This window comes from Pseudomonas sp. B21128 (assembly GCF_044218865.1).
GTDB lineage: Bacteria > Pseudomonadota > Gammaproteobacteria > Pseudomonadales > Pseudomonadaceae > Aquipseudomonas > Aquipseudomonas iridis.
Genome location: NZ_CP162590.1, coordinates 4,174,573 through 4,197,662 on the forward strand (window position 1 = coordinate 4,174,573; position 23,090 = coordinate 4,197,662).

General features: G+C 59.7%; 22 protein-coding genes. 19 read left to right on the plus strand and 3 right to left on the minus strand.

The window, feature by feature from the left end:
- Positions 1–54 precede the first annotated feature (54 nt).
- The 6 genes from AB4P91_RS18595 (at position 55) to AB4P91_RS18620 (ending at position 6,103) form a co-directional block, all read left to right on the plus strand.
- Positions 55–873 carry an SDR family NAD(P)-dependent oxidoreductase gene (locus tag AB4P91_RS18595; RefSeq protein ID WP_150581037.1) on the plus strand — a complete coding sequence of 273 codons (819 nt, stop codon included), beginning with the start codon at positions 55–57 and terminating at the stop codon, positions 871–873.
- Between the two features lie 216 nt (positions 874–1,089).
- A complete protein-coding gene (locus AB4P91_RS18600; protein WP_150581036.1) occupies positions 1,090–1,539 on the plus strand; it encodes a nuclear transport factor 2 family protein in 450 nt (149 codons plus the stop codon).
- Positions 1,540–1,577: 38 nt separating this feature from the next.
- Positions 1,578–2,942, plus strand: a complete 1,365-nt coding sequence (locus AB4P91_RS18605; RefSeq protein WP_395603393.1) for a phosphotransferase family protein — start codon at positions 1,578–1,580, stop codon at positions 2,940–2,942.
- Positions 2,943–3,001: 59 nt separating this feature from the next.
- Positions 3,002–3,823: an SDR family NAD(P)-dependent oxidoreductase gene (locus AB4P91_RS18610; protein WP_313005183.1), complete on the plus strand. Its 822-nt coding sequence runs from the start codon at positions 3,002–3,004 to the stop codon at positions 3,821–3,823.
- 11 nt (positions 3,824–3,834) lie between these two features.
- Positions 3,835–5,094, plus strand: coding sequence for an MFS transporter (locus AB4P91_RS18615; RefSeq protein WP_150581033.1), 1,260 nt, complete (start codon positions 3,835–3,837; stop codon positions 5,092–5,094).
- Positions 5,095–5,176: 82 nt separating this feature from the next.
- Positions 5,177–6,103 (plus strand): zinc-binding dehydrogenase, encoded by a 927-nt coding sequence (locus AB4P91_RS18620; protein WP_150581032.1) that lies wholly within the window; start codon positions 5,177–5,179, stop codon positions 6,101–6,103.
- Between the two features lie 65 nt (positions 6,104–6,168).
- Here AB4P91_RS18620 and AB4P91_RS18625 read toward each other — a convergent pair whose 3' ends face one another.
- Positions 6,169–7,074: an AraC family transcriptional regulator gene (locus tag AB4P91_RS18625; RefSeq protein ID WP_313005188.1), complete on the minus strand. Its 906-nt coding sequence runs from the start codon at positions 7,072–7,074 to the stop codon at positions 6,169–6,171.
- A gap of 142 nt (positions 7,075–7,216) precedes the next feature.
- Between AB4P91_RS18625 and AB4P91_RS18630 the strand changes: the two genes are divergently transcribed.
- A complete protein-coding gene (locus AB4P91_RS18630; RefSeq protein WP_313005190.1) occupies positions 7,217–8,128 on the plus strand; it encodes a LysR family transcriptional regulator in 912 nt (303 codons plus the stop codon).
- A gap of 5 nt (positions 8,129–8,133) precedes the next feature.
- Here the strand turns inward: AB4P91_RS18630 and AB4P91_RS18635 are convergent, their stop codons facing one another.
- Positions 8,134–8,757, minus strand: coding sequence for a TetR/AcrR family transcriptional regulator (locus AB4P91_RS18635; protein ID WP_313005192.1), 624 nt, complete (start codon positions 8,755–8,757; stop codon positions 8,134–8,136).
- Between the two features lie 239 nt (positions 8,758–8,996).
- On the opposite strand from AB4P91_RS18635, the gene AB4P91_RS18640 reads away from it, so the two are divergent.
- The 11 genes from AB4P91_RS18640 (at position 8,997) to AB4P91_RS18690 (ending at position 20,072) form a co-directional block, all read left to right on the plus strand.
- On the plus strand, positions 8,997–10,277 hold the full coding sequence (locus AB4P91_RS18640; RefSeq protein WP_395603394.1) for a cytochrome P450: 1,281 nt from the start codon (positions 8,997–8,999) through the stop codon (positions 10,275–10,277).
- Positions 10,274–10,483, plus strand: coding sequence for a ferredoxin (locus AB4P91_RS18645; protein WP_313005196.1), 210 nt, complete (start codon positions 10,274–10,276; stop codon positions 10,481–10,483). The genes AB4P91_RS18640 and AB4P91_RS18645 overlap by 4 nt, the downstream gene beginning before the upstream one ends.
- Positions 10,484–10,533: 50 nt before the next feature.
- The gene (locus tag AB4P91_RS18650) at positions 10,534–11,172 is read left to right on the plus strand and encodes a GMC family oxidoreductase (protein WP_395603395.1); all 639 of its coding nucleotides are present in this window, start codon (positions 10,534–10,536) and stop codon (positions 11,170–11,172) included.
- A gap of 5 nt (positions 11,173–11,177) precedes the next feature.
- Entirely contained in the window at positions 11,178–12,152 is a 975-nt protein-coding gene (locus tag AB4P91_RS18655; protein ID WP_395603396.1) for a GMC family oxidoreductase, read from the plus strand.
- The gene (locus AB4P91_RS18660) at positions 12,149–13,639 is read left to right on the plus strand and encodes an aldehyde dehydrogenase family protein (protein ID WP_395603397.1); all 1,491 of its coding nucleotides are present in this window, start codon (positions 12,149–12,151) and stop codon (positions 13,637–13,639) included. Before AB4P91_RS18655 ends, AB4P91_RS18660 begins: the two co-directional genes overlap by 4 nt.
- A gap of 64 nt (positions 13,640–13,703) precedes the next feature.
- Positions 13,704–15,371: a DUF1302 family protein gene (locus AB4P91_RS18665; RefSeq protein ID WP_313005203.1), complete on the plus strand. Its 1,668-nt coding sequence runs from the start codon at positions 13,704–13,706 to the stop codon at positions 15,369–15,371.
- 27 nt (positions 15,372–15,398) lie between these two features.
- Positions 15,399–16,760: a DUF1329 domain-containing protein gene (locus AB4P91_RS18670; protein WP_395603398.1), complete on the plus strand. Its 1,362-nt coding sequence runs from the start codon at positions 15,399–15,401 to the stop codon at positions 16,758–16,760.
- Between the two features lie 290 nt (positions 16,761–17,050).
- Complete coding sequence (locus AB4P91_RS18675) at positions 17,051–18,088, plus strand: amidohydrolase family protein (RefSeq protein WP_150581024.1); 1,038 nt, start codon at positions 17,051–17,053, stop codon at positions 18,086–18,088.
- Positions 18,085–18,600 (plus strand): hypothetical protein, encoded by a 516-nt coding sequence (locus tag AB4P91_RS18680; protein ID WP_313005207.1) that lies wholly within the window; start codon positions 18,085–18,087, stop codon positions 18,598–18,600. Before AB4P91_RS18675 ends, AB4P91_RS18680 begins: the two co-directional genes overlap by 4 nt.
- 42 nt (positions 18,601–18,642) lie before the next feature.
- Positions 18,643–19,284: a phosphotransferase gene (locus AB4P91_RS18685; RefSeq protein WP_313005208.1), complete on the plus strand. Its 642-nt coding sequence runs from the start codon at positions 18,643–18,645 to the stop codon at positions 19,282–19,284.
- A 2-nt stretch (positions 19,285–19,286) separates the two neighbouring features.
- Positions 19,287–20,072 carry a tyrosine-protein phosphatase gene (locus AB4P91_RS18690; protein ID WP_313005209.1) on the plus strand — a complete coding sequence of 262 codons (786 nt, stop codon included), beginning with the start codon at positions 19,287–19,289 and terminating at the stop codon, positions 20,070–20,072.
- Positions 20,073–20,136: 64 nt separating this feature from the next.
- Here AB4P91_RS18690 and AB4P91_RS18695 read toward each other — a convergent pair whose 3' ends face one another.
- Entirely contained in the window at positions 20,137–20,982 is an 846-nt protein-coding gene (locus tag AB4P91_RS18695) for an SDR family oxidoreductase (protein WP_313005211.1), read from the minus strand.
- A gap of 419 nt (positions 20,983–21,401) precedes the next feature.
- Here AB4P91_RS18695 and AB4P91_RS18700 point away from each other — a divergent pair, with 419 nt between their 5' ends.
- Positions 21,402–23,063, plus strand: coding sequence for a DUF1302 domain-containing protein (locus AB4P91_RS18700; protein ID WP_150581020.1), 1,662 nt, complete (start codon positions 21,402–21,404; stop codon positions 23,061–23,063).
- Positions 23,064–23,090 lie beyond the last annotated feature (27 nt).

The following is a 23,090-nucleotide window of genomic DNA, read 5'->3' on the forward strand; positions in this document are numbered from 1 at the left end:
CTTTTCGGCGCTCGCCATGGGCGCCGATTTTTTTATCCGTCCCGAGATCCCTTTATGAGCGAGATTCACCAACGTTTAGCCGGCAAAGTCTGCGTGATCACCGGCGCCGGCAGTGGCATCGGCCGTGCCTCGGCCCTGCGTTTTGCCCAAGAGGGCGCCACGGTGGTGGTCACCGACCTGTTCGCTGAATCGGCGCAGGCCGTGGCGACTGAAATCGGCGCCAAGGCACTGGCCCTGCAGGTGGATGTCGGCGATGAAGAGGCGTTGCGGCTGATGGTCGAACAGACTGTGCAAACCTTCGGCCGAATTGACGTCCTCTTCAACAATGCCGTGTACCGAAACCCGGCCACTACCCGCGACATTGACTTCATCAACTTCAACACCGAGCTGTTCCACAACTGCATGCGCGTCAACGTGCTGGGTGGCGTACTGGCGTGCAAATACGCCTTGCCGCACATGCTCGCCCAAGGCAGCGGTTCGATTCTGTTCACCTCGTCCACCAGCTCGATTGCCGGGGAAATTTCCCAGTTCAGCTACGGCGCTTCCAAGGCCGCGCTCAACTGGTACGTGCAAAGCATTGCCGCCACCTTCGGCAAACGCGGCATTCGCTGCAACGGCATTTTGCCCGGAGTGATTCGCACGCCAGCCATGGAGAGCTGGGCCAACGAGGCCATGAAGGCCGCGTTTCTGGACCTGCAAAATGTACCGCAACTGGGCGAGCCGCAAGACATTGCCGCTATGGCGGCCTTTCTCGCCAGCGATGACGCCGCCTACGTCAACGGCACGCTGATGCGTGTTGACGGCGGCATGAGCTGCGGCACGCCGATGGTGCCGGTGGTGCGTAATTTTCTGCTGCCGCAAACCTCGGCTTGATCCCGAAATGCTGACGAGCAAAGCGCGGGCCATGTGGCGAGGGGATTTATCCCCGTTGGGACACGAAGCGGCCCTCCGCGACTGATCAGACAGAACAAGTCGCCTTGATCGGGGATAAATCCCATTGCCACAGATTTTTTGCTCGCCGGAAAATTGCCTCAAGTGACCAACATCGCAATCTGACCCCGATCCATTCACTGCACTGGAGCCCGTTTAATGGCACTCGAACAGGAACGTTTCATCCTCGACATGCTCGCCGCCTGGGGCGACGGCAGCGATGGCAGCCGCCCGGATATCGAACGCATCATGGCCACCTTCGCCGACGACGCCGTGTGGCAACTGTGGGTGCCGGGTGGCCCGGTGATCCGCGGAAGTCAGGCGCTGCGCCAGGAGATCGAGCGGCAGATGAGTTACGTCACGCATAACCGCTGCACCACGCGCCACATCGTCTCCTCCGAGCGCGTGGTGATGACCGAGCGCGATGACTACTGCGTCAGCAATGGCGTGCCGATGCCGCACTCCATGGTCGCAGTCTACGAGCTGGACGAGCACGGTCTGATCTGTGCCTGGCGCGAATACCTGGACACCGCCGATCTGGCGAAGAAAAAGGGTGTGGCGCTGGAGCACGTCGGCGGGCCGAGCGCTGTTACCACCAGCACCCATTGATACCGGCGCTGGACGACAGCGCGTGAGGAAGACCCCGTATGCCAACAACAATAAATACAAGCCCTGATCCGCTCGAAGAAAAGCTGCGTGCCTTTGTCGAAGGGCTGCTGGGCGGAAATATCACCTCCATGCAGCGCCTGCTGCGCTGGCGTCCGGCGTGGAACCTGGAGCTGCAACGGGCTGGCGAAACCCTGCAACTGCATATCCGTGGCGAACGGGGCGGCGATGTCAGCCCTTTTCCGGATCTGCGTCGTGAGGCGGACATTCTGACGTTGCTCGGTGAGCAAGGCGTGCCGGTACCGCGGATCTACGGTTTTTGCGGGGACCCGCCAGCGATCCTGATGGAGCTGGTACCGGGCAGCCGCGACGTCAAGACGGCAAAAAATGATGCCGAACGGCACGCCGTCTCACGCCAGTGGGTCGATGCCATGGCGCGTATGCATCAGCTGCCGTTGCAACCTTTCATTGACCAGGGCATTCATCTGCCGATCGGTGCCGAGGACATCGCTCTCGCAGGCCTGGAAGCCTATTACCCACTGTATGCGCGCAACAAGACCCGGCCTCAGCCTCTGGCCGAATTCGCCCTCGGCTGGCTGCGCCGCAATGTGCCACAGCACCGTACCCGTCCAGCTTTCGTTCAATACGATTCCGGTCAGTTTCTGTTTGAGAACGGCAAGGTCCACGGGCTTTACGATTTCGAATTCGCCATGATCGGTGATCCGTTGGCTGATTTGGCATCGGCGCGGATGCGCGACAATTACGAGCCGCTGGGCGACAGTTTCGCCGCGCTCTATCTCTATTATCAGCAGATGACCGGTGAGCCCGCAGACCCCGACGTCGTGCGCTACCACACGGCTCTGTTCGCCACGGTCAGCACGATGCAGTTCTCGGCATCGGTGGCCACGCCGCAACCGGGCGACCCTCATGACACCTACACCGAATTTGACATAGCCCTGCGCCGGGTGGTGGTGCATGCGCTGGCCGAAGCCATGGGTGTGGCGCTGCAGACGCCGGCGCTGGACATTGTCCAGAGCGGCCCGAATGCGCACTTGCTGACCATGCTCACCGATGCCTTGGCGCAGGTGGAGGTCGGCAGTGACTTCCAGAAAACCAAACTGCGCGCGGTGAGCAAGCTGGTCGAGTACCTGGGCCGTGGTGATGCCATGGAATTGCACTTGCGCGCGCTGGAGCAACAGGAAGCGCAAGTCCTGCTGGACCGCACCTTCAGTGACTACAGCGAGATCGATGCAGCGCTGGAAGCTTTCGTCAAAAGTGCCGGCCCTGAACACGACCAACCTTTGCTGCGGCTATTCATGGCGCAGATCGAGCGGCGCGTGCTGGTGTATGGCAGCACCGCCATTGGTGCCTCCGCCAGCCACATCGACCTGCCGCCCGTCGTCTGACGCGGTGCAGCCTGTTTCGCCCGGCGGCTGATCGCCGGGCCCCTGTTTTTGGAGTGTTTATGTCTGTTCCTGATAACGCTTTCCTGCATCGGTATGGCCCATGGGCAGTGATCGCCGGGGCCTCACATGGCGTCGGCGAGGCGTTTGCCCACGCGCTCGGCGAGCGCGGCCTCCATTGCATTCTGGTGGCGCGCCGCGGCGATGCCCTGGCGCAATTGAAAGGCGAACTCGAGGATCGTTATGCCGTCGAGGTGCTGGTGGTGACCCTGGACCTTTCACATCCCGATGCCTGTGAACGGCTTTTAATGGCGGTCGGACCACGGCAAGTCGGGCTGTTTATCTACAACGCGGGTGGTGATCCCTACATCACGCGCTTTCTCGATACGTCGGCCGAGGACTGGGGCGCCTTGCTGCGCCTCAACTGCTCGACCGTCATGCAATGCAGCCACGCCTTCGGAGCCGCCATGCTGGAACGCGGGCAGGGCGGCTTGCTGCTGGTGGGTTCCCAGGCAGCCCTGGGGGGAATTCGCAAACTGGCGATGTACACCGCAACCAAAGGCTTTGCCCTCAACCTCGGCGAGTCGCTATGGGCCGAATGGAAGGACCGCGGTGTGGACGTGCTCAACCTGCTCATTGGCACCGTTGACACGCCGACCATGCGCGATGCCATGGTCAAACTGAAGATTCCCGATGCCTTGACCATGACCCTGCCCAAGGCGCAAGACCTGGCGCTGCTGGCGCTTGAGGAACTGGGCAATGGCCCGACGCTGATTCACCCCGAGGACACCCTTGTGCAGGTCGCGACTGCACCTGGCCCGGCACGCCGTGCGCATGTGCTGAGCAAGAGCGCGGAAGCGGCTGTGTTTATCGGCAACGACTGAGGCAACAGACCATGAAAGGCTTTGATAACGCAGAATTCAAACGCGGCTGGCGGGTACTGATTCTGGCGCTGGTCGGCGTTGCCACCAGTTCCAGTTCATTGCTGCTGTACAGCTTCAGCTCCATGGTGATTCCGATGGAACAGGCCATGGGCTGGGGCAGGGCGGAGTTGCAAGCGGCGATCACCGCGTTGTCGCTGGGCACGATCGTGGCTTCGCAACTGGCCGGCTGGCTCAACGCGCGCTACGGCTTGCGACGGGTGACGTTGCTGTCGCTGTTGGCGTTGTCCACCAGTGTCTTTCTTCTGACCTCAATCAACGGCTCGATCTGGACCTTGTATCTCGGGTTTTTTCTGGTGCCGCTGGCGGGTTTGGGCACGTTGCAGGTGACCTGGTCGCACTTGGTCAACTTGTGGTTCGAAGACAACCGTGGTCTGGCGCTGGCAATCATCCTCAGCGGCTCCGGGCTGGCGGCCATCATGTTGCCGCTGATCACCGCTTGGGCGATCAGTCGCTGGAACTGGCAGGCGGGTTTCCTCGCGCTGGGTGTATTGCCGGTGCTGCTGGCGTTGCCATTGGCATTACGCTGGTTGTTGCCGGCGGCGACCGTCAGCGACCACTCGACGCAACTTCCCACCGCCAGTGAGCAAAGCGGCGGATTGCTGCTGCGTGAGGCCCTGCGCTCGTGGCGGTTCTGGGTATGCAACCTGTCGATGACGCTGGTGGTGGCGTGCGTAGTGGGCATGGTCACCAACATTGTGCCATTGCTGCAGGACCGGGGCCTGAGCGCCCTGCAGGCGAGCCAGATTTTTGCCAGCTTCGGCGTGTCACTGATTCTGGGCCGGCTGCTGGTGGGTTACCTGATCGACCGGTTGTGGGCGCCCGGCGTCGCCTCCGTCGCGCTGCTGATGCCGGCATTTGCCTGCGCAATTTTCGCCTATGGGGATTCCACTATCGCGATGTACACCCTCGCCACCTTGTTGGTAGGCGTGGGTGCCGGCGCCGAATTTGATATCGCTGCATTCCTGATTGCCCGCTATTTCGGCATGCGCGACTACGGCCGTCTGTTCGGCGCGCACCTGGGCTTGATCACCGCCGGGGCGGCGATCTCGCCGTTGTTGTTCGCCGGGCTGTTCAAGCTCACCGGCGGCTATTCGGCGATGCTGCTGTTCAGTTTCATCTGCTTTGTGGTTGGCCCCTTGCTGCTCCTGACACTCGGCGGGTACCCGCGCTATAAGCCCCAGCCACGGGTGGCCACCCAGGGCAGTTGCTGAAGTAGATATGGACAAATAATAGAATAATGTTCAATTATTGCATCAAGTGCAGCCTGACAATAAAACAGACAAGGAGAATGCCATGCGTGCAGCAATCATTTCCGAGCGCAATGCGCCGCCGGTAGTGGGAGAGTTTCGTGATCCGCAACCGCAAGACGGCTCGGTGCTGATCGACGTCGATACCGCGGGCCTTGGCGGCTGGGATGTACTTGGCGCCTACCGACTGGGTGTTGAATATCCCTGTGTCATCCGCGGCGAAGGCGTGGGACGTGCTCCGGATGGCCGTCGGGTGTATTTCGGCGAGCGTTCGGTGCTGCCGTTTGGTGCCTGGGCGGAACGCACTTTGGTGCCGCAAGCCGAAGTGTGGGATGTGCCGGACGACGTGGATGACAAGACTGCGATCAGCATGGGCATCGCCGCGACCGGTGCCATCGTGCCGTTGGAAAAAGCCGCGATTCAAAAGGGTGAGAAAGTACTGATCCTCGGCGCGACCGGCACGCTCGGCCAGATCGCCCTGCAACTGGCGCGTGGTCTGGGTGCGGGGAAAGTGGTCGGGGCTGCCCGGTCTGCTGAGGCCCTCGGGCGATTGAAGTCGCGAGGCCTTGCCGATGAGGTGGTGACCCTGGGGGGCAGCGATGATGTCGCTGCGCTCAAGGATGCGGCCGATGGCGGTTTTGATGTGGTGCTCGACCTAGTGTGCGGTCAACCGATGCTGACGTCTCTGAAAGCGACCAACTGGGGCGCGCGAATCATGACCATTGGCACAGGCGCCGGACGCCAGCTCAATCTGGATATTGCCGATCTGCTGTTTCGCAACTTGTCGTGCATCGGCACGGGCCAGCGTCCACCCGCAGACCGTGAACAGATCTGGCTGCGTCTGCTGAAGATCGCCAAGGAGCAGCAGATTCAGGTGGATTACCTAGATTTCACCCTCGATCAGGCGGCTGAAGCCTGGGCCGCGCAAGTGAATGGGCCGCACGCGAAAATCACCGCGACGATCCGACGTTAAGCCTTGTGGCTGTGGGGCAAATCCCCTCACCACAGGTTCACTGTCAGGCGCTGTGCCGGCGCCTGTCAACGCTGGCGCTGCTGGCGGAATTCTTCGGGCGTGACACCGAGTTCTTTGCGAAAAGCAGCACTGAACGCGGCGGCGTTGTTGAAGCCAGCCTGATAGGCCACCTGCTTGATCAGCAACCGTGGGTCCGCCAACAGCGCCACGGCTTTTTGCAGGCGACTTTGCGCGGCGTACTGGCGCAAGGTCATGCCGGTGGTGTTTTTGCAACGACTCGACAGCGTGCGCAGCGGCAGGTCGCAGGCCCGCGCCAGGTGGCCCAGGGAGCGGCCTTCTTCGCTGTTGCTGTTGAGTAGTTCGCGCAGGATGTTGAGTTGCCGAGGGTTGAGTTTTTCAGCGCAGGGTGAAGCACAGACAGCCGGCTCGGGCGCGTCGATAAATTCCCGACGCAGGTCCAGGGCAATGCTGGTGAGCAGGCACTCGGTATGCAGTTCACTGGCGAAACCCGGATTGGCCACTTCTTCGGCCAGGCGTTGCAGCGAGGCGTGCAGGTAGCCGCTTTGCAGGTTGAGCATGGCTGCGCTGACGTTGTCCTGCCAGTTCCAGCGATAACTGCCCAGGACACCGAGGGAAGCGGGATCGAACAGACACACCAGGGCTTTTTGCTCGCCGGCATCGTGGCGCAAATGGAATTCAGTGCCGCCGGGAATAAACAACAGTTTGCCCAACGGCTGGAACTGATGCGCGCCGTGACTGGAGAAACTGCCGGAGTTGGGCTTGATCTGAGCGCTGGCAGGAAGCATCAGGCGTAACAAGCAACTGTCGCCCGTTTCGATGAGGGCGGTGCCGGTGTTGGACCATTGCGCGTGTTCAACACGAATGTCGAAGCCTTGTTTTGCCAGTGAAGCTTCAGTCAGGAAATTGCCAGACGCTTCACAGTTGTACTCGCTGTAATGGATCGCGTTCATTTTTCAACCTTCAGCCATTTTTATTATTGGCGCTGAAATTCGAAGGATAACGATAGGTTGGGGCAGCTACCCGTTCTGGAGTGTAACCACCCCCTGGATCGAGCTGTTTTATAAATTCAGGCAGCAGGTATCAGAAAATCGAATGACCAAAGGCAAAGATATTTCCATGCGCCAATTGCGCTATTTCGTTGCCGCTGCGGATGCCGGGCAGTTTTCCCAGGCGGCGATGAAGGCTCACGTGTCGCAGTCCGCAATCACCGCAGCGGTGTTGCATCTGGAACAGTCCATGGGCGTCAGCCTTTTTGACCGGCTGCCACATGGGGTGACGCTGACCGCTGAGGGCAACAAGTTTGCCCAGCATGCGCGGCATATTCTGGACACCTTGCAGGATGCCCTCAGTGAACCGCTGTTTCTTGGCCATGCCCTGCAAGGTACTGTGCGCGTAGGCGCCTCCTATACAGTGCTGGGATACTTTCTGCCGGCGTTGCTGGCACGTTTCAAACGCAGCTATCCGCAGATAGAAATCGAATTGATCGACATGGACCGGCAGAGCATAGAAGACGCTGTGGGTGACGGCGATCTGGACCTGGGCCTGACGATTGTCTCGAACACCCTGAACCTGCAAGGGTTCGCACACCAGGTGTTGATCCGCTCGCGCCGCCAGCTCTGGTTGTCCAGTCAGCATCCGTTGATGTCGGCTACCTTGATCAACCTTGAAGACGTCGCCGCCCATGCTTATATCCTTGCAACGGTGGATGAGGGCGAGACCTCGACCTTGCGCTACTGGAACTCACGCGGGCTCGCTCCCAAAGTGGCTTTGCGTACCTCATCCATCGAGGCATTGCGCGGACTGGTGGGGCATGGCTTTGGCGTGACTATTCTTTCGGACATGCTCTATCGGGCCTGGTCGCTGGAAGGCAAGAAAATCGAGATCCGGCCATTGGTAGACGTGATTCCACCTATGGAGCTGGGGCTGATCTGGCTGCCGGACAACGCTTTGTCAGCACCGGCGCAGGCATTCCGGCAATTTCTGGTCATGGCCTGCGCCTCGTAATCCGGTTACTGGCGCACGCTTTGGTCGGGCGGCCAGGTGCCGTTGTTCATCAGGCCATCGAACGTCTCGGTCAATTCCCGCGCGGAGTTCGGATAATCATGGCGCACCCACCACAACCACAGCCCGACCAAGGCACCAACGAAACAGCGCACGGCCGCTTCGCCGCGCAGTTGATCGACCTGATAGAGACCCTGTTTTCGGTAATGCTCGCGGACCTGGATGATCAGGATGTTTTCCAGGTGGGCCAGAATCACATTCTGCCCCGGTCCGCTGAAAAATGAGGTTGTCAACGCCGCGTGGCGTTCAGTGGCGCTGAAAAGCCAGGCTGAAACATCCAGTAGCACGCGGCGGTCGCCATCGACCTCGGTCACCTTGGTCGAAGGTGTGCCGATGGCTTCGTAGCCGGCGACGATCAGATCCTCCTTGTCGCGAAAATGCGCATAGAAGGTAGAGCGCGCCACCCCCGTGCTGTCGAGTAACTGCTGAACGGTGATGCCTTCATAGCCCTTCTCCAGCGCCAGACGGTACATGTGGTCCAGGAGCAATTCACGGGTACGCCGGGAACGCAAAGCGTGGCGTTGGCTGGCGTGGTTTTTATCGGACAGTGGCACGGATGCTAGGTGAGACATGCTGAACCTCTGCGGTGCTTATTATTGATTTCTTGGCGCCGGGCAGTTGAGCTTTCCGGCGGTGATCGACGAACAGTAACGGCGGGTTTTCATTCCACACAGATTAGTTTTAGAACATTTTTCGTGAAAGTGTTAATGAATCCAGCGCATGCCGTACAGTTTTGCAGTTCTGTCCGTTGTGCCTTTGTGCCCTCGGCCTTACCGTTTCTCCAGTCCGACTGAGGCCCTGGAGAACAATAATGAATAACACTCCTGAAACGCCAGTACCTGTTCCCGCACACATCCCCGAGCATCTGGTACGCGATTTCGACCTGTGGGCGGAACTCACCGCCCAAGGTGAAAACGCTTATACCTGGGCCGCCGAACTGCACCAGACCACACCGCCTGTTTTCTGGATCCCGCGCCTGGGCTTCTTGCCCGGAATCTGGGTACCACGACGTGCCGAGGACCTGCGGTGCATTCTGCAAGACCCGCAGACGTTCAGCGGTGTCGGCCTGACGCCCTACGCGCTATTGCTAGGTGAGAGCTGGCGCTTGGCGCCGCTGGAAATCGATCCACCGGAACACGCCAAATACCGTGCCTTGCTCAACCCGCTGTTCACCCCGAAAAAGATCGAGGCGCTGGAGCAGAACATTCGCCAGCTGGCCAACCAATTGATTGACGAGGTGCAAGACGCCGGGCGTTGCGATTTCAACGAGGCGTTCGCCAAGCCATTTCCTACCTTGATTTTCTTGACGCTCATGGGCTGGCCGCTGGAAGACCGACCCCTGTTCCAGCACAGGACACGGACACTGATCAAAAGCGTCGACCTGCAAACGGTCACCGAAAACGCGCGGGCGATTACCACCTGGATCCGCAATCACATCGCTGAACGCCGCGCCAATCCGGGTGATGATTTCACCAGCTATCTGCTGACCAGCGAGATCGATGGCCGGCCCTTGACCGACGATGAAATGCTCGGCATCAACTTCCTGATCTTTATTGCCGGCCTGGATACGGTGACGTGTTGTCTGGACCTGTTTTTTCGGCATCTGGCGCGCCATCCCGAGCAGCAGGTACAACTACGAGACAACCCTGAACTGATCGGCGATGCGGTGGAAGAACTGCTGCGCTCGTACTCGATCGTCAACATGCGGCGCACGGTCACCTGCGACGTACAGATCGGCGACGTTTTGATGAAGAAGGGTGACACGGTGCTGATCAGCACCGAGTTGGCCAACCTCGATCCTGAAGTGTTCGACCAGGCTGGCAAGGTCGACTTCCAGCGCAGCGCCGGTGCGTCTCCACACATGGCATTTTCCTATGGCGTGCACCGTTGCGTCGGTTCGCACCTGGCGCGCAGGGAATTGTGTATCGCCATGGAGTTATGGCTGCAACGGCTGCCGTCCTTGCGGATTGCCGACAACAGCACGCCCAAATTCAATGCCTTCGGCGTCTTCGGGATGGAGGACCTGCACCTGCAGTGGGACGAGCCGGATGCCACGGCAATTTTCTCGCAGTCAGCGGCGGTGGGCGCATGAAAGTGCTGATCAATCAACCTGGCTGCGTGGGCCATGCCCGCTGCAACCACATTGCCCCCGCACTATTTCCACTCGACGACAACGGCTACATCGCAAGCAGCGGTTTCAGCGTGCCGGAGGGACAGGAGGGAATGGCGCAACGCGGCGCCAGAGCCTGTCCGGAGCGAGTCATTGAGGTGAGTCACAGCGGTGACGAACCACGGTGACCGTCGCCCCGTCATCAAGGCTTTAAGCAACCAGCAAAAGAAGAACAACAATGAGCAAATCGTACGACTACATCATCATCGGTGCGGGGTCGGCTGGCTGTGTCCTGGCCAATCGTCTGTCCGCCGACCCGGACGTTTCAGTGTTGCTGATCGAGAGCGGGCCGGACCACACCAGCCCGTTGATTGCGATGCCGCGTGGTATCGGCAAACTGCTCAGTCCCGGCAATCCCCATGTGTGGAGCTACAAGGCCGCACGCGGCGAGGGCATGAGCGACGAACAGTGGCTTAAAGGCAAGACCATTGGTGGTTCCAGTTCGGTCAACGGCATGGTCTATGTGCGGGGCACACCTGCCGACTACGACAATTGGGAAGCGCAAGGCTGTACCGGTTGGGGCTGGAAAGACATGGGCCGCCAGTTTGTAGCCCTGGAGGATCACCAGTTGGGCAAAAGCCAATGGCGCGGGGTGGGTGGCCCGTTGAAGGTCAGCGTGCACCCGTCCGGTCACGCCCTCTGTGATGCGGTGATCAGCGCTGCGGGTGAGCTTGGGGCGGCGCGTACCGACGACACCAACCATGTCGATTCGGTCAGTCACGGAGGCTTCGGTTATCAGCCACAAACCACCTGGAAGGGGCAGCGCTTCAGTGCCGCCAAAGCATTTCTCGACCCGGTGCGTGCGCCCCGAACCTGACGGTCATGACCGGCACGCTCGTGCAGCGCATCGAATTCAGCCAGCGTCGCGCGAGCGCCGTGCAGGTCATGGGGAGTGGCGGCAAAGCGCGCTTCGCCGTGGTCCGCGAGGTGCTGTTGTGCGCCGGCGCCATCGAGTCGCCCAAGCTCTTGCAACTGTCCGGCATCGGCCCGGCGGGGTTGCTGGAATCACTGGGTATCGGCGTGCTGCAACACGCCCCTCAAGTGGGGCGCAACCTGCGCGAGCACGTTTACATGGCCATGCAGTATCGGGTCACCAGCGGCAGCTTCAACCACTGCTTCCACGGAGTGGGGTTGCTGGGTGCCGTGGCGCAGTATTTTCTGCGCAAGAAAGGACCGATGACCCATGCCGCCCACGAGGCGGGTGGCTTTATCAAAACCCGCCCGGAGCTGGACTGTCCGGACGCGCAGATCGGCGTCAGCCTCTATTCCATGGACGGCGACGGCAACAAGGTCGAAATCGACAAGCAGCCCGGCCTGACCATCGGCGGCTACTTTCTGCGCCCGCAAAGCCAGGGCGAGTTGCGCATTCAATCGGTAGATGCCTCGGTGCCACCGCAGATCAATGCCAATTACTTGAGCGCCGACATTGATCGCAGCTCCGCCATTGCCTTGTTCCGCTGGTTTCGCCGCCTTGCTGCACAACCGGGACTCAAGCCGTTCATTGTCGGCGAACTGACCCCGGGTCCTGAGGTGGAGAGCGATGAGCAGATTCTTGCCGCGTTCCGGCGCTTCGGCCAAACCGCTTACCACGTGTCCGGCACCTGCCGCATGGGGGGTGACAGCGCTTCGGTGCTCGATCCGCAGTTGCGTGTTCGAGGCGTTGAAGGCCTGCGTGTGGTCGACACCTCGATCATGCCGTGTCTGGTGTCCGGCAACACCAACGCCCCGGCCATGGCCATCGCCATGCGTGCCGCAGAGCTTATTACCGGCAAAGTCTCAGGAGATCCAGCACCATGAGTATCCCCTTCACCCAACTGGACAAACTCTACATCGACGGCGCCTGGGTGGCCGCCGATGGCCCGCGCGAAGCGGTGCTCAACCCGGCAACGGAGGCGGTGATCGGTCATGCACCCACCGGTGACTTGCCCAGCGCCGACAGTGCTATCGCCGCCGCGCGCAACGCTTTTGATAACGGCCCCTGGCCCTGGCTGAGCATGGCCGAGCGCGCCGCTTATATGCGCCGCATGCACGCTGCGCTTGTGGCTAAACGGGCGCAGATTGCTGCGCTGATCATCGCTGAAGTCGGCTGCTCTCAGGGCGTGACGTATGCCATGCAGGTGGACATGCCGCTGGGTCATGTACTGACCGCCATCGAGCAGTCGTTGCACAGCGACAGTCTGCAAATCCCCGTGCAGGCCAATCCCAATCCGTTCAACCCGACCGGGCCGATGCTGCTGGGCAGCGGCACGGTGGAGCGCGAAGCCATCGGCGTAGTGGCCGGCATCACCGGCTACAACTTTCCGTTTCTGCTGAACCTGGCCAAGGTCTTTCCAGCCTTGTTGGCGGGCAACACCCTGGTGCTCAAGCCTTCGCCGTTTACCCCATTCTCGGCGCTGCTGTTCGGTCAGATTGCCGAGGAAATCGGCTTGCCCAAAGGCGTACTCAACATTGTCACGGGCGGCGTTGAGGTGGGCAGCCTGTTAAGCAGCGACCCACGGGTAGACATGGTCTCGTTCACCGGCTCGGAGGCAGTTGGTGTAAGCATCATGAGTCAGGCGGCGCCGACCCTGAAACGCGTGCACCTGGAACTGGGTGGCAAGTCGGCCTTGATCGTACGCGCCGATGCCGACATTCAGGCCACCGCGCTGGGTGCCGTCGCCGGGCTGGCGGTCAATGCCGGGCAAGGTTGCGCACTGTTGACGCGTTTCGTAGTGCACCAGTCGGTGCGCGAGCAATTTGTGCAGTGCGCCAAAGCCATCGCCGGGCAATGGAAAGTCGGCGACCCGGCGGACCCGAGCGTGATGATGGGCCCGCTGATCCGCGAATCGCAGCGCGCCAAGGTCGAACACTTCATTGCCAGTGGCCGCGATGCCGGTGCCACGCTGGTGTGTGGCGGTGGACGACCGGCCCACCTTGAGCGAGGTTTTTTCAGCGACATCACCCTGTTCGATGACGTGCGCAACGACATGCACATCGCTCAGGAAGAAATCTTCGGGCCAGTGGGGGTGGTGATCGGCTTCGACAGCGATGACGAAGCCATTGCCATCGCCAACGATTCACGCTTCGGCCTCAACGGTGCCGTGGCCTCGGCCGATGCCGCCACCGCCTACGCTATGGCCAGACGCATTCGCGCCGGCAGCGTTTACATCAACGGGGGCAGCGGCAGCCTGCCATACGCACCCATCGGTGGCTTCAAGCGCTCGGGGCTGGGCCGCGAGTTCGGGCCGAACTGGCTTAAAGAGTTCACACAGGAAAAATCCATCATCTATCCCATCGGACGCTAGCCGTAGCGCCCTGTAACCGAGGGCGCGTCCGAACGACTGACAATAAAAACAACAGGTGGTTGGCATGAAAAAGATTAGTAAACAGGGCCGCATGCGAGCCCGGCGCGCGGTGGTATTGCTGGCAGTCGGGGAATTGGCGATGGGCTACGGTGGTGCGGCCATGGCGGCGCCCATCGAATTGGCCAACCCGGATTTCAACCTGCGCTGGGATAACACGTTGCGCTACAACCTGGGCATGCGCATGGAAGATCAGGACCGGCGCATCATGAACAACCCCAATTACGATGAATCTGACGGCAAGTTCCACAAAGGTGACATCGTCACCAACCGTATCGACCTGCTGACCGAACTGGATTTCTCCTATCGCAAAGAATGGGGCGCGCGTCTCAGTGCAGCCGGCTGGTATGACCAGGCCTACCACGACAATGATGTGCGCAGCCGAGTTGCCGGCTTCCAGACCAGCTACGACAACGATCAATACAGCTCGGAAGTGAAACGCTACGTCGAAGGCCCGTCGGGGGAGATTCTCGATGCCTTCGTGTGGAAGAACTTTCGCCTGGGCGATGCGTCGGTGAACGTCAAGATTGGCCGGCATACCAATTACTGGGGCGAAGGGCTGTTGTTCGGTGCGCATGCGATTTCCTACTCGCAGGCGCCACTCGATGGTGCCAAGGCCGTCACCAGTCCTGGTATCGAAACCAAGGAAGTGTTCCTGCCCATCGGGCAGATATCGGCAAAGGCCCAGGCCACCGACAATCTGACCCTGGCTGCGCAGTATTTTTACGAGTGGGATTACACCCGGATCCCTTACGGTGGGACTTACTTTGGCGCTGCAGACCCTTTTTTCGAAGGCCCGGACCGCTTGCCGGTCGCGCCGGGTTTTTCCCTCAATCGAGAGAAATCCAAATACGGTCGTGACTCCGCCAACTGGGGCGTGATGGCCAAATATGACGTCGACGCCATACAGTCGACGCTGGGCGCGTACTACCGCCAGTTCGATGACTACCAACCGTGGCTTGCACCTGAAGTGTCCGCTGCCACCGGCAGCTATCGTCTGGTGTATCCACGCAGCGTCAAACTGATCGGTTTGAGCCTGTCCACTGTGCTCGACACGGTCTCGGTCGGTAGCGAAATTTCCTATCGAAAAGGCGCTGCATTGAACGCCGTGGGCGTGGACCCCACTGACAACGAAGGGCCGCGCGGTGACACCTTCCACTTCGTTGCCAACGCTGTGTACGGCGTGCCACGCAACTTCATTGCCAATAACGCCACCCTGATAGGTGAATTCGCTTACAGCCATTTGCGCAAAGTGACTGACCACGAAGAGCTTTATCTGGGTGAGAACAGCAGCAATTGTGTTGATCCGCGGGCGGGCACGCCGGGTTCCGGAGGCAAACGCGACGGTTGTTCGACCCGCGATTACGCCGCCATCGCGGTCAATTACACCCCCCAATACCTGTCGATATTCCCGTCCTGGGACATGACGGTGCCGCTGACCGTCAATTACGGTTTGTCGGGCAACGCCGCCAGCGCCGGCGGTGGTAACGAAGGCGCCTTGACCTGGTCGGCCGGCGTGCAAATGACCTACGCCCAGCGCTACGAATTTGGCTTGCGCTACTCCGACACCGAGGCCCAGTCGAAAAACATCCCTGGCGACACCATCGGTGGTAACGGCGCCGTGGGCGGAACAGACCGTGGCTGGCTGGCCTTCACCTTCAAAACCTCCATCTGACAAAGCTGAAATGCGGAGTATCTGTTTATGAAAGGACAAATTGCATGGGCACTGGCGCTGTTGACCATCGCCACGGCCAGCCAGGGCGCGGCACCGGCCGATCAGGTGGCGCAAATCGGTAAAACCCTGACGCCGTTCGGCGCGATCATCGCGGGCAATGCCGATGGCAGCATTCCCCCTTACAGCGGCGGCCTGACGCAAATCCCGCCAGGCTTCAAGCCCGATAGCGGATTCTGGATAGACCCTTTCAAGGATGAAAAACCGCTGCTGCGCATCACTTCGAAAAACATGGAGCAGTACGCTGATCGCTTGAGCGGCGGGCAAAAAATGCTCCTGAGTAAATTCCCCGAGTATTACCTTGATATCTACCCGACTCACCGTACCGCCGCGTACCCGCAAGAGATTCTGGATGCCTCTGTGCGCAACGCCAGCGCGTGCCGCACGGCCAGGGACAACCTTGCAGTCGACCCGGCGTGCCGGGGCGGGCTGCCTTTTCCATTGCCGCAAAACGGCAACGAAGTGATCTGGAATCAGCAGTTGCGCTACAAGGGCCAGGGTTACACCACCACGAAGTCATCCAACAGTTGGGTGATAGACTCGCAAGGTTCGGTGACCAAGACCGCCGAGTCCGCCACTATGGAAGAGGCGCCGTATTACCAGACCAAAAAAACCGATCGGGATCCGCAGTTGTATTACCGCGCCTGGGCTTTGGACAGCTATCCGGCGCGCAGTGCCGGTCAACTGATCATTCTTGCGGACTACCTGGACCCGCAAAGCCAGCCGCGCCGCGCCTGGAGTTACACCCCGGGCATGCGCCGCATCAAATTGGCGCCGGAGTTCGCCTACGACACGCCCGTGCCCAATCAGGGGGGCGTGAACCTGTTTGATGAATTGCAGATGTTTTCCGGCAGCCAGGACCGCTTCGATTACAAGCTGGTCGGCCGCAAGGAAATGTACATTCCCTATAACGCCTACAAGTTCTATTTCAGCTGCGGTCAGGAAGAGCAATTCAAGCCGCGTCACGCCAACCCGGCCTGCGAACGCTGGGAACTGCATCGGGTCTGGGTGGTGGAGGCGACGTTGAAACCGGGCAAACGCCACGTCTACAGCAAACGCACGTACTACCTGGACGAAGACACGTTCGGTGCCGGTCTGTATGACGCCTGGGATCAGGGCGGCGTTCTCTACCGTGCGTTGTTCCTGAGCGGTGTACAGCTGTACGACAAGAAATTGCCTTACACCGTGAAAAACGTCAGTTACGACTTCAATAAGGGCATGTGGTCGTTGCTGAACGATGGACTCAAAGGTGGTTATCAGGTGCACGACACGCCGCTGTCTGAGCGTGATATGAAACCCGAGTCGATTGTTTCTCAGGAGACGCAACGCTGACCCAGCGAGTGATTGGTTGAGCCTGGCATCCATTGTGGCAAGGGGATTTATCGGAATGCCGTACCTCCCCGTTGTGCTACGCAGCGATCACTTTTTGGGATCGCTTCGCAATCCAACGGGGATAAATCCCCTCGCCACAAATCCCTCCGCGCTAATTTCACCGAGATATAATATGAACACATATCAAATATGTGTTTATATTATTCCTGGTGCATTCATCGCATCAAACGACCCGGCCGTTCGCCCAAGGGGGTTCGGACCTGCTGGCAAATGACAACAAGGAGAACGCCATGCTGATCGACGTCCACGCCCACTTGCTGACCGAGGGCATGTTCAACCGTCACGAGTTCTGGGGCCCCTTCATGAAGGTGCAAGGGCTGACCGTAGGTCATTTTGCCCTCGGCACCAAACAACCAGCCAAAGCCGCAACAGATGCCGAAGCGCAGGCGAATCTGCTGGCGCGCATGAGCCACGCCAGCCGCCGGGCGCTGATGGCCGAGCGCGGTGTCGACAAACTGGTGATGTCCACACCGTCCCACTGCTTCATGTATTGGGCAGGCGATTTCGCCAATGAATACGCGCGCATCTGCAACGACGAGTTGTCCGCCTTCTGCCGTGCCGATCCCGATCACTTCGATTTCTGGTGTCATGCCAACCTTGCCGACCCGCAAAACGCCGCCAGGGAAATCGAGCGCGCGGTCACGCAGTTAGGCGCCAAAGGCGTGTGCGTGGGCGGAGCCAACTTTAATGGTCTGGAGGCGCACGACGAACGCCTGTTCCCTGTTTGGGAAAAACTCACTCAGCTGGATGTGCCAATCATGGTGCATGGCTTCAACCAGTCGATTTACTGGGGTGAAAAACACACCGACGACAAGTTCGAGACCACGTCGATTATCGGCGACTGTGTCGATGAAACGCTGTTTTTCTGGTACCTGATCTGCGGTGGTGCGCTGGATGTTTTCCCTACGTTGAAAACCTACATCACCCACGCAGGTGGCATGGCGGTTTTCCAGTTGGGGCGTTTGAGTGAATTGAATCGCGCCATGGCTCCGGATTCGCGCAACCAGCGCCCGCTGATGGATTACATGCAAAATTTCTACTTCGACCTCGATGTGCATGCGCCCGGCCTGCGCCGTGGAGTCGCCGAGGTGGTAGGGGTCGAGCGTTTGCTGTACGGCACCAACTTCGGCGGTGCCTATGACCATGGCGATTTGACCGATGGGATTGGTTTGTCGACGGTCGACCGTGAGCGGATCCGCAGTGGCAATGCCATCGAACTGCTCAAGCTTGAAGTGCCGGTTGGGTCGGACCGGATTCTGACGCCGTGACGGACAGCCTGCTGGCCATGCCTGCCGGGCGCCCCTATCCGCAGCGTAGCGGGCGCCTGCCTCGGCACTTGAGCGAGCTCAGCGCGGCCTGGCTTACGCAATTGATGCAGCCTTGCTACCCGGGCATCGAGGTACTGGCGTTGGAGGCGGTGGAGGTACGAAACGGGCACACCACAAAGTTTCGCGCCAGCCTCGAGTTGAATGAAATCGGTCGGCACGCCGGCATTGCGCAGCAAGTGTGCCTGAAGTCGAATTGGTCCGAGGGATTCGAGAGCGGAGATATTTGCGAGCTGGAAGCGCGTTTTTATCATTTGGCGCGTGGCTGGTCCCATGCGCCATTACCGAGGGTGTATTTCACGGACTGGGACGCGGACGGCGGTGGTCGAGGCGTAGTGATCATGGAAGACCTTGGCCTGGCAGCCGGACAATTTGGTCATAGCAATGATCACCTCGGCGTGGACGGTGTCGCTCGCGGGCTGGAATCTCTCGCGACCTTGCATGCGGCCACCTGAAACAGCCCGCAGTTACAAGCACAAAGCTGGCTGCCGGTGTCGATGGCCAACCCGGTCGACACCGAGGGGCTGCTGCGCATGTACAACTACATAAAGGTCAACTTGCGCAAACCCGACTATCAGAAGCTGTTGCCGAAATGGATGTACGAGACGCCGGAATTGTTCAGCCATGCGTTCGATGAACTGGCTGCGTTCGAACGCGAACAGACGTCACCCAGCTGCCTGATCCATGGTGATTCGCATCAGGGCAACAGCTTTTTACGCAGCGATGGCCAACGAATCTGGCTGGATTGGCAGCTGGCGAGGCGTGGCCGGCCATGGCGCGATGTCGCCTATTTCATGCTGGGGGCACTGACCGTCGAGGAACGGCGCACCGATGCGCAACACCTGCTGGGGTTGTACCGCGAAAAACTGATCAGTCTGGGTGCCGAAGGCGTGCTTGACCAGGATGCTGCGTGGGAACAGTTCCGGCGCTGGCCGGTTTGGGGAATGCAGACCTGGATGTCCAACATGGATGAATGGGGACAGGCCGGGTTGCCGATGGTGCAACGCTTCTTCGCCGCCGCGGAAGATTTTGATACTTTGCCCTTGCTGACGCGTGGCCGTACGCCTCGCCGCACACCGGTGTTGGGGCAGGGTGCGCGTCCATTGACGCAGGCCTATCAACATCTATTGGAGGATTGAAGATGGCTGGGCAGGAAGACTTGCTCTTGCAGGGCGCGGACAACTTTCGCAGCCTCAAAGGCATGCCCACCGGTTGTGGTCGTCGTATCGGCAACCATCACCTGTTGCGGGCAGAGCAGCTGCATCGACTGACGGCTGAAGACTGGCAGACCTTGCAGCGGATCGGCCTGAAAACCGTCTGCGATTTACGCAGCGCGGGGGAGCGTGAACGTTACCCCAACTGCGTCCCGGAATCTGCTATTGCACAACTTCACCTGGAAGTCCTGGGTGATGTTCGTGCCGACCCCCGGATTGCCGCCATGTTCGCTGAAAACCCGACGGAGGAGGGCGCGCGAAACATGATGCTGGAGGTTTATCGGCAACTCCCGCAGCTGTTGGCGCCGTTGTTGCCTGCGCTGTTTGAGCTGTTCTCTACCCGGCATGCATCGGTGTTGATTCATTGCGCGGCCGGCAAGGACCGCACCGGGGTGGCGGTGATGCTGCTGTTGCACGCCCTGGGCGTCGCGCCGGAACTTGTCATGGCCGATTATTTGCTGTCGGCACGTCGATACAGTCAACTGGAAGTGGAGCGTCAGCAAGCGACGAGCATCACGGTAAATCACCTGGTGGGCCAAGTGGTCAGCGAGGCGGCACTCGATGCGGTGCTGGATGCCCGGCCCGAGTATCTGAATGCCGCGTATGCAGGTATCGACGCCGATTACGGTGGGCTGGATTCATACCTGCAGCGCTTCAGTGGTCTGAGCCAGCAGGGCTTGCAGGCGCTGCGAAACAGTCTGCTGGAGGCCTAGGACTACGCACCGGGACTGACCCCGCATGCGCGGCGGTCAGTGGATGCTCGAATGCATGCTCGGATTATTCGCCTGCCGCGTTGCGTGCTGCAATGGCCGCCGCGAAATCTCGCTTGAGCGTCGGGAAATAGGCGATCTGCCCACCCATTCCGCCAGCGATGTCGATCGAGGCCGCGCTGATGAAGCTGGCATATTCACTGGCGAGGAAAAGCGCCATGCCGGCAACGTCTTCAGGCTTGCCGTAGCGGCCGAGCGGCACGACCTTCATCACCATGGCGTCGAACTCGTCGCGGCTGACACCCGGTCCCATTTCTTTGTAGTGACGGTCCCACTGGCCGGTATCTATCCAGCCCATATTCAGGCTGTTGACCAGAATATTGTCCTTTGGCAGTGACATGCCCAGCGAGCGGGAGAGGGCGATGCACGAGGCGCGATTGATCACCGAGGGAATGCCGTCTGGCGTCGGGATCGCCCCGGCCAGCGCATTGATCTCGATGATCCGCCCCCAGCGCTGTGCACGCATGAACGGCACCACGGCCTGAACGAAGCGGAAGTGCCCCATCTGCAAGATATTGGCGTGTTCGAGGATGACTTCGGGTGTGAGGGTATCCAGGTTGCCGCCACGACCTTGACCGGCATTGTTGACCAGCACGTCGACGCCGCCCCAAGTGTGTGCAACTTCCGCCACGAAAGCTTTGACTCCGTCGCTGTCGGTGACATCAACGACGCGGGCGATAACGGCCTGGGCGTGTTCCGCAAGCTGTGCGCCGGCAGCATGGACGTCGTCCTCGTTGCGCGCACAAATGGCAACGCGTGCCCCTTCCGCGGCGAATGCTCGGGCGATCGCCAGACCAATGCCCCGGGAAGCACCCGTGATGATCACGCGTTTGGCACTCAAATCAATGTTCATGGGGGGTTCCTGTTGTTTTTGTTCTGCCGGTTGAACTGCCGTTTCGTTGCGCCGAACCACGATTCTGGTGGTCAAGGCAGGGTCATTGAAAGCCTAAAGGCGGAAAGCGTCAAAGATTATTTGAACGTTTATCTGTTATGTGTGCAGTATTAGCCAAGGATTACCTGCAGCTGAATCATTTATGCGCGCAAACGGAAGCGTGATTCTGGATAGAGAATACAAATCTTTATGTGGAATTTTGTTTTGCGATCCGTTACGGTGACTTTCAGCTGAGGAGGGAAGTGGTCCTGAATGCCTGCCAGACCTTTTGAGCGGACTGTCCAAGCGCGATTTCAATGACCCTGTGAGGTTTCGCAGGGCGCTGGAAGGATCGTTTGAACGCACATAACGGCTGAAAATAAAAATAAAAGGTAGTGTGTATGAAACATAAGACCAAGCAGAGTCGGCTGGTGCTGGCTCAAGGTGCGTTTACGCTGATGCTGGCTGGCGTTGCTCCAGGCGTAATGGCGCTTTCGTTCGATCTCCCCAACCCCGACTACCGCCTGCGCTGGGATAACACAGTCCGTTACAACTTGGGCGTGCGAACAGACAGTCAAGATAGTCGCATCATGAACACGCCGAACTTCGACGAGTCCGACGGCAAGTTCGACCGGGGCGATATTGTTACAAATCGTCTCGATGTGTTGAGTGAGTTCGATTTTTCCTACCTCAACGAGTGGGGCGCTCGTCTCAGTGCCGCCGGCTGGTTCGACCAGGCCTACAACGACGACAAGGTGGAAAGCAACATTCCCGGCTACGCCACCAGCTATCACAACAACAAGTACAGCAACGAAGTGGACCGCTACATGAACGGGCCGTCGGGTGAGATTCTCGATGCGTTTGTCTGGCGCAACTTCAACGTCGGCGATACTCCGGTCAACCTCAAGGTCGGTCGCCACACCAACTACTGGGGTGAAAGCCTGCTGTTCGGGGGGCACGCGGTGTCCTACTCCCAGGCACCCAGCGATGGCGTGAAAGCATCGACCAGCCCGGGTATCGAAACCAAGGAAGTGTTCCTGCCGGTCGGGCAGATCTCGGCCAAGGCGCAGGTCACTGATCACCTGTCCGTTGCCGGTCAGTACTTTTATGAATGGGAGCCTACGCGCATCCCTTATGGTGGTACCTATTTCGGCGCGGCTGACCCATTGTTCGAAGGGCCGGACCAACTGCCGCTGGCACCTAATGGCGCAGCTTTTCAGCGTCAGGATTCGCGCTTCGGCCGCGATGGCAAGAACTGGGGTGTGATGGCCAAACTCAACGTTGAAGAAGTCGAGTCCACGTTTGGCGCGTACTACCGTCAGTTCGACGACTATCAGCCATGGCTCGCCCCGCAAGTCAAAGCCGCGCAGGGTGCGTATCGGGTTGTTTACCCGCGCGGCGTGAAACTGGCTGGCGTCAGTTTTGCCCGGGTGTTCAACACGGTCGCAGTGGGTTCCGAACTGTCCTACCGCATGAACGGCGCCTTGAATGCCACGGGTGTCAGCGCCCTGGACAACGAAGGCCCGCGCGGCGACACCATCCACTTCATTGCCAACGCCGTTTACGGCGTGCCACGTAACTTCATCTCCAACAACGCAACGCTGGTCGGCGAATTCGCCTACAGCCACTTGCAACGTGTGACCGAGCATGAAGAACTCTATAAAGGGGTTGGCAAAAACGCCTGCACAAATGCCAGAACGCCCGGCATTGCCGGGTCCGGCAGCGAGTCGGACGGCTGCTCCTCGAAGAACTATTACGCTGTCGCGGTCAACTACACTCCGCAATACATTTCGATCTTCCCGTCCTGGGATATGGATGTGCCTCTGACCGTCAACTACGGGCTGCACGGTAACGCGCCGACCGCCGGTGGTGGCAGCGAAGGTGCCCTGGCTTACTCCGTCGGCGTGAAGCTTACTTATGCCCAGTTGTACGAGTTCGGCTTGCGTTATGCCGACACAGCGGCCCAACCGAAAAACCTGGCCAACGGTACCGTTGCCGGTAACGGCAATGTCGGCGGTGAAGACCGCGGCTGGCTGGCTTTCACCTTCAAGACCTCCTTCTGATAAATCAAACAAGAATCGGAGAACGTG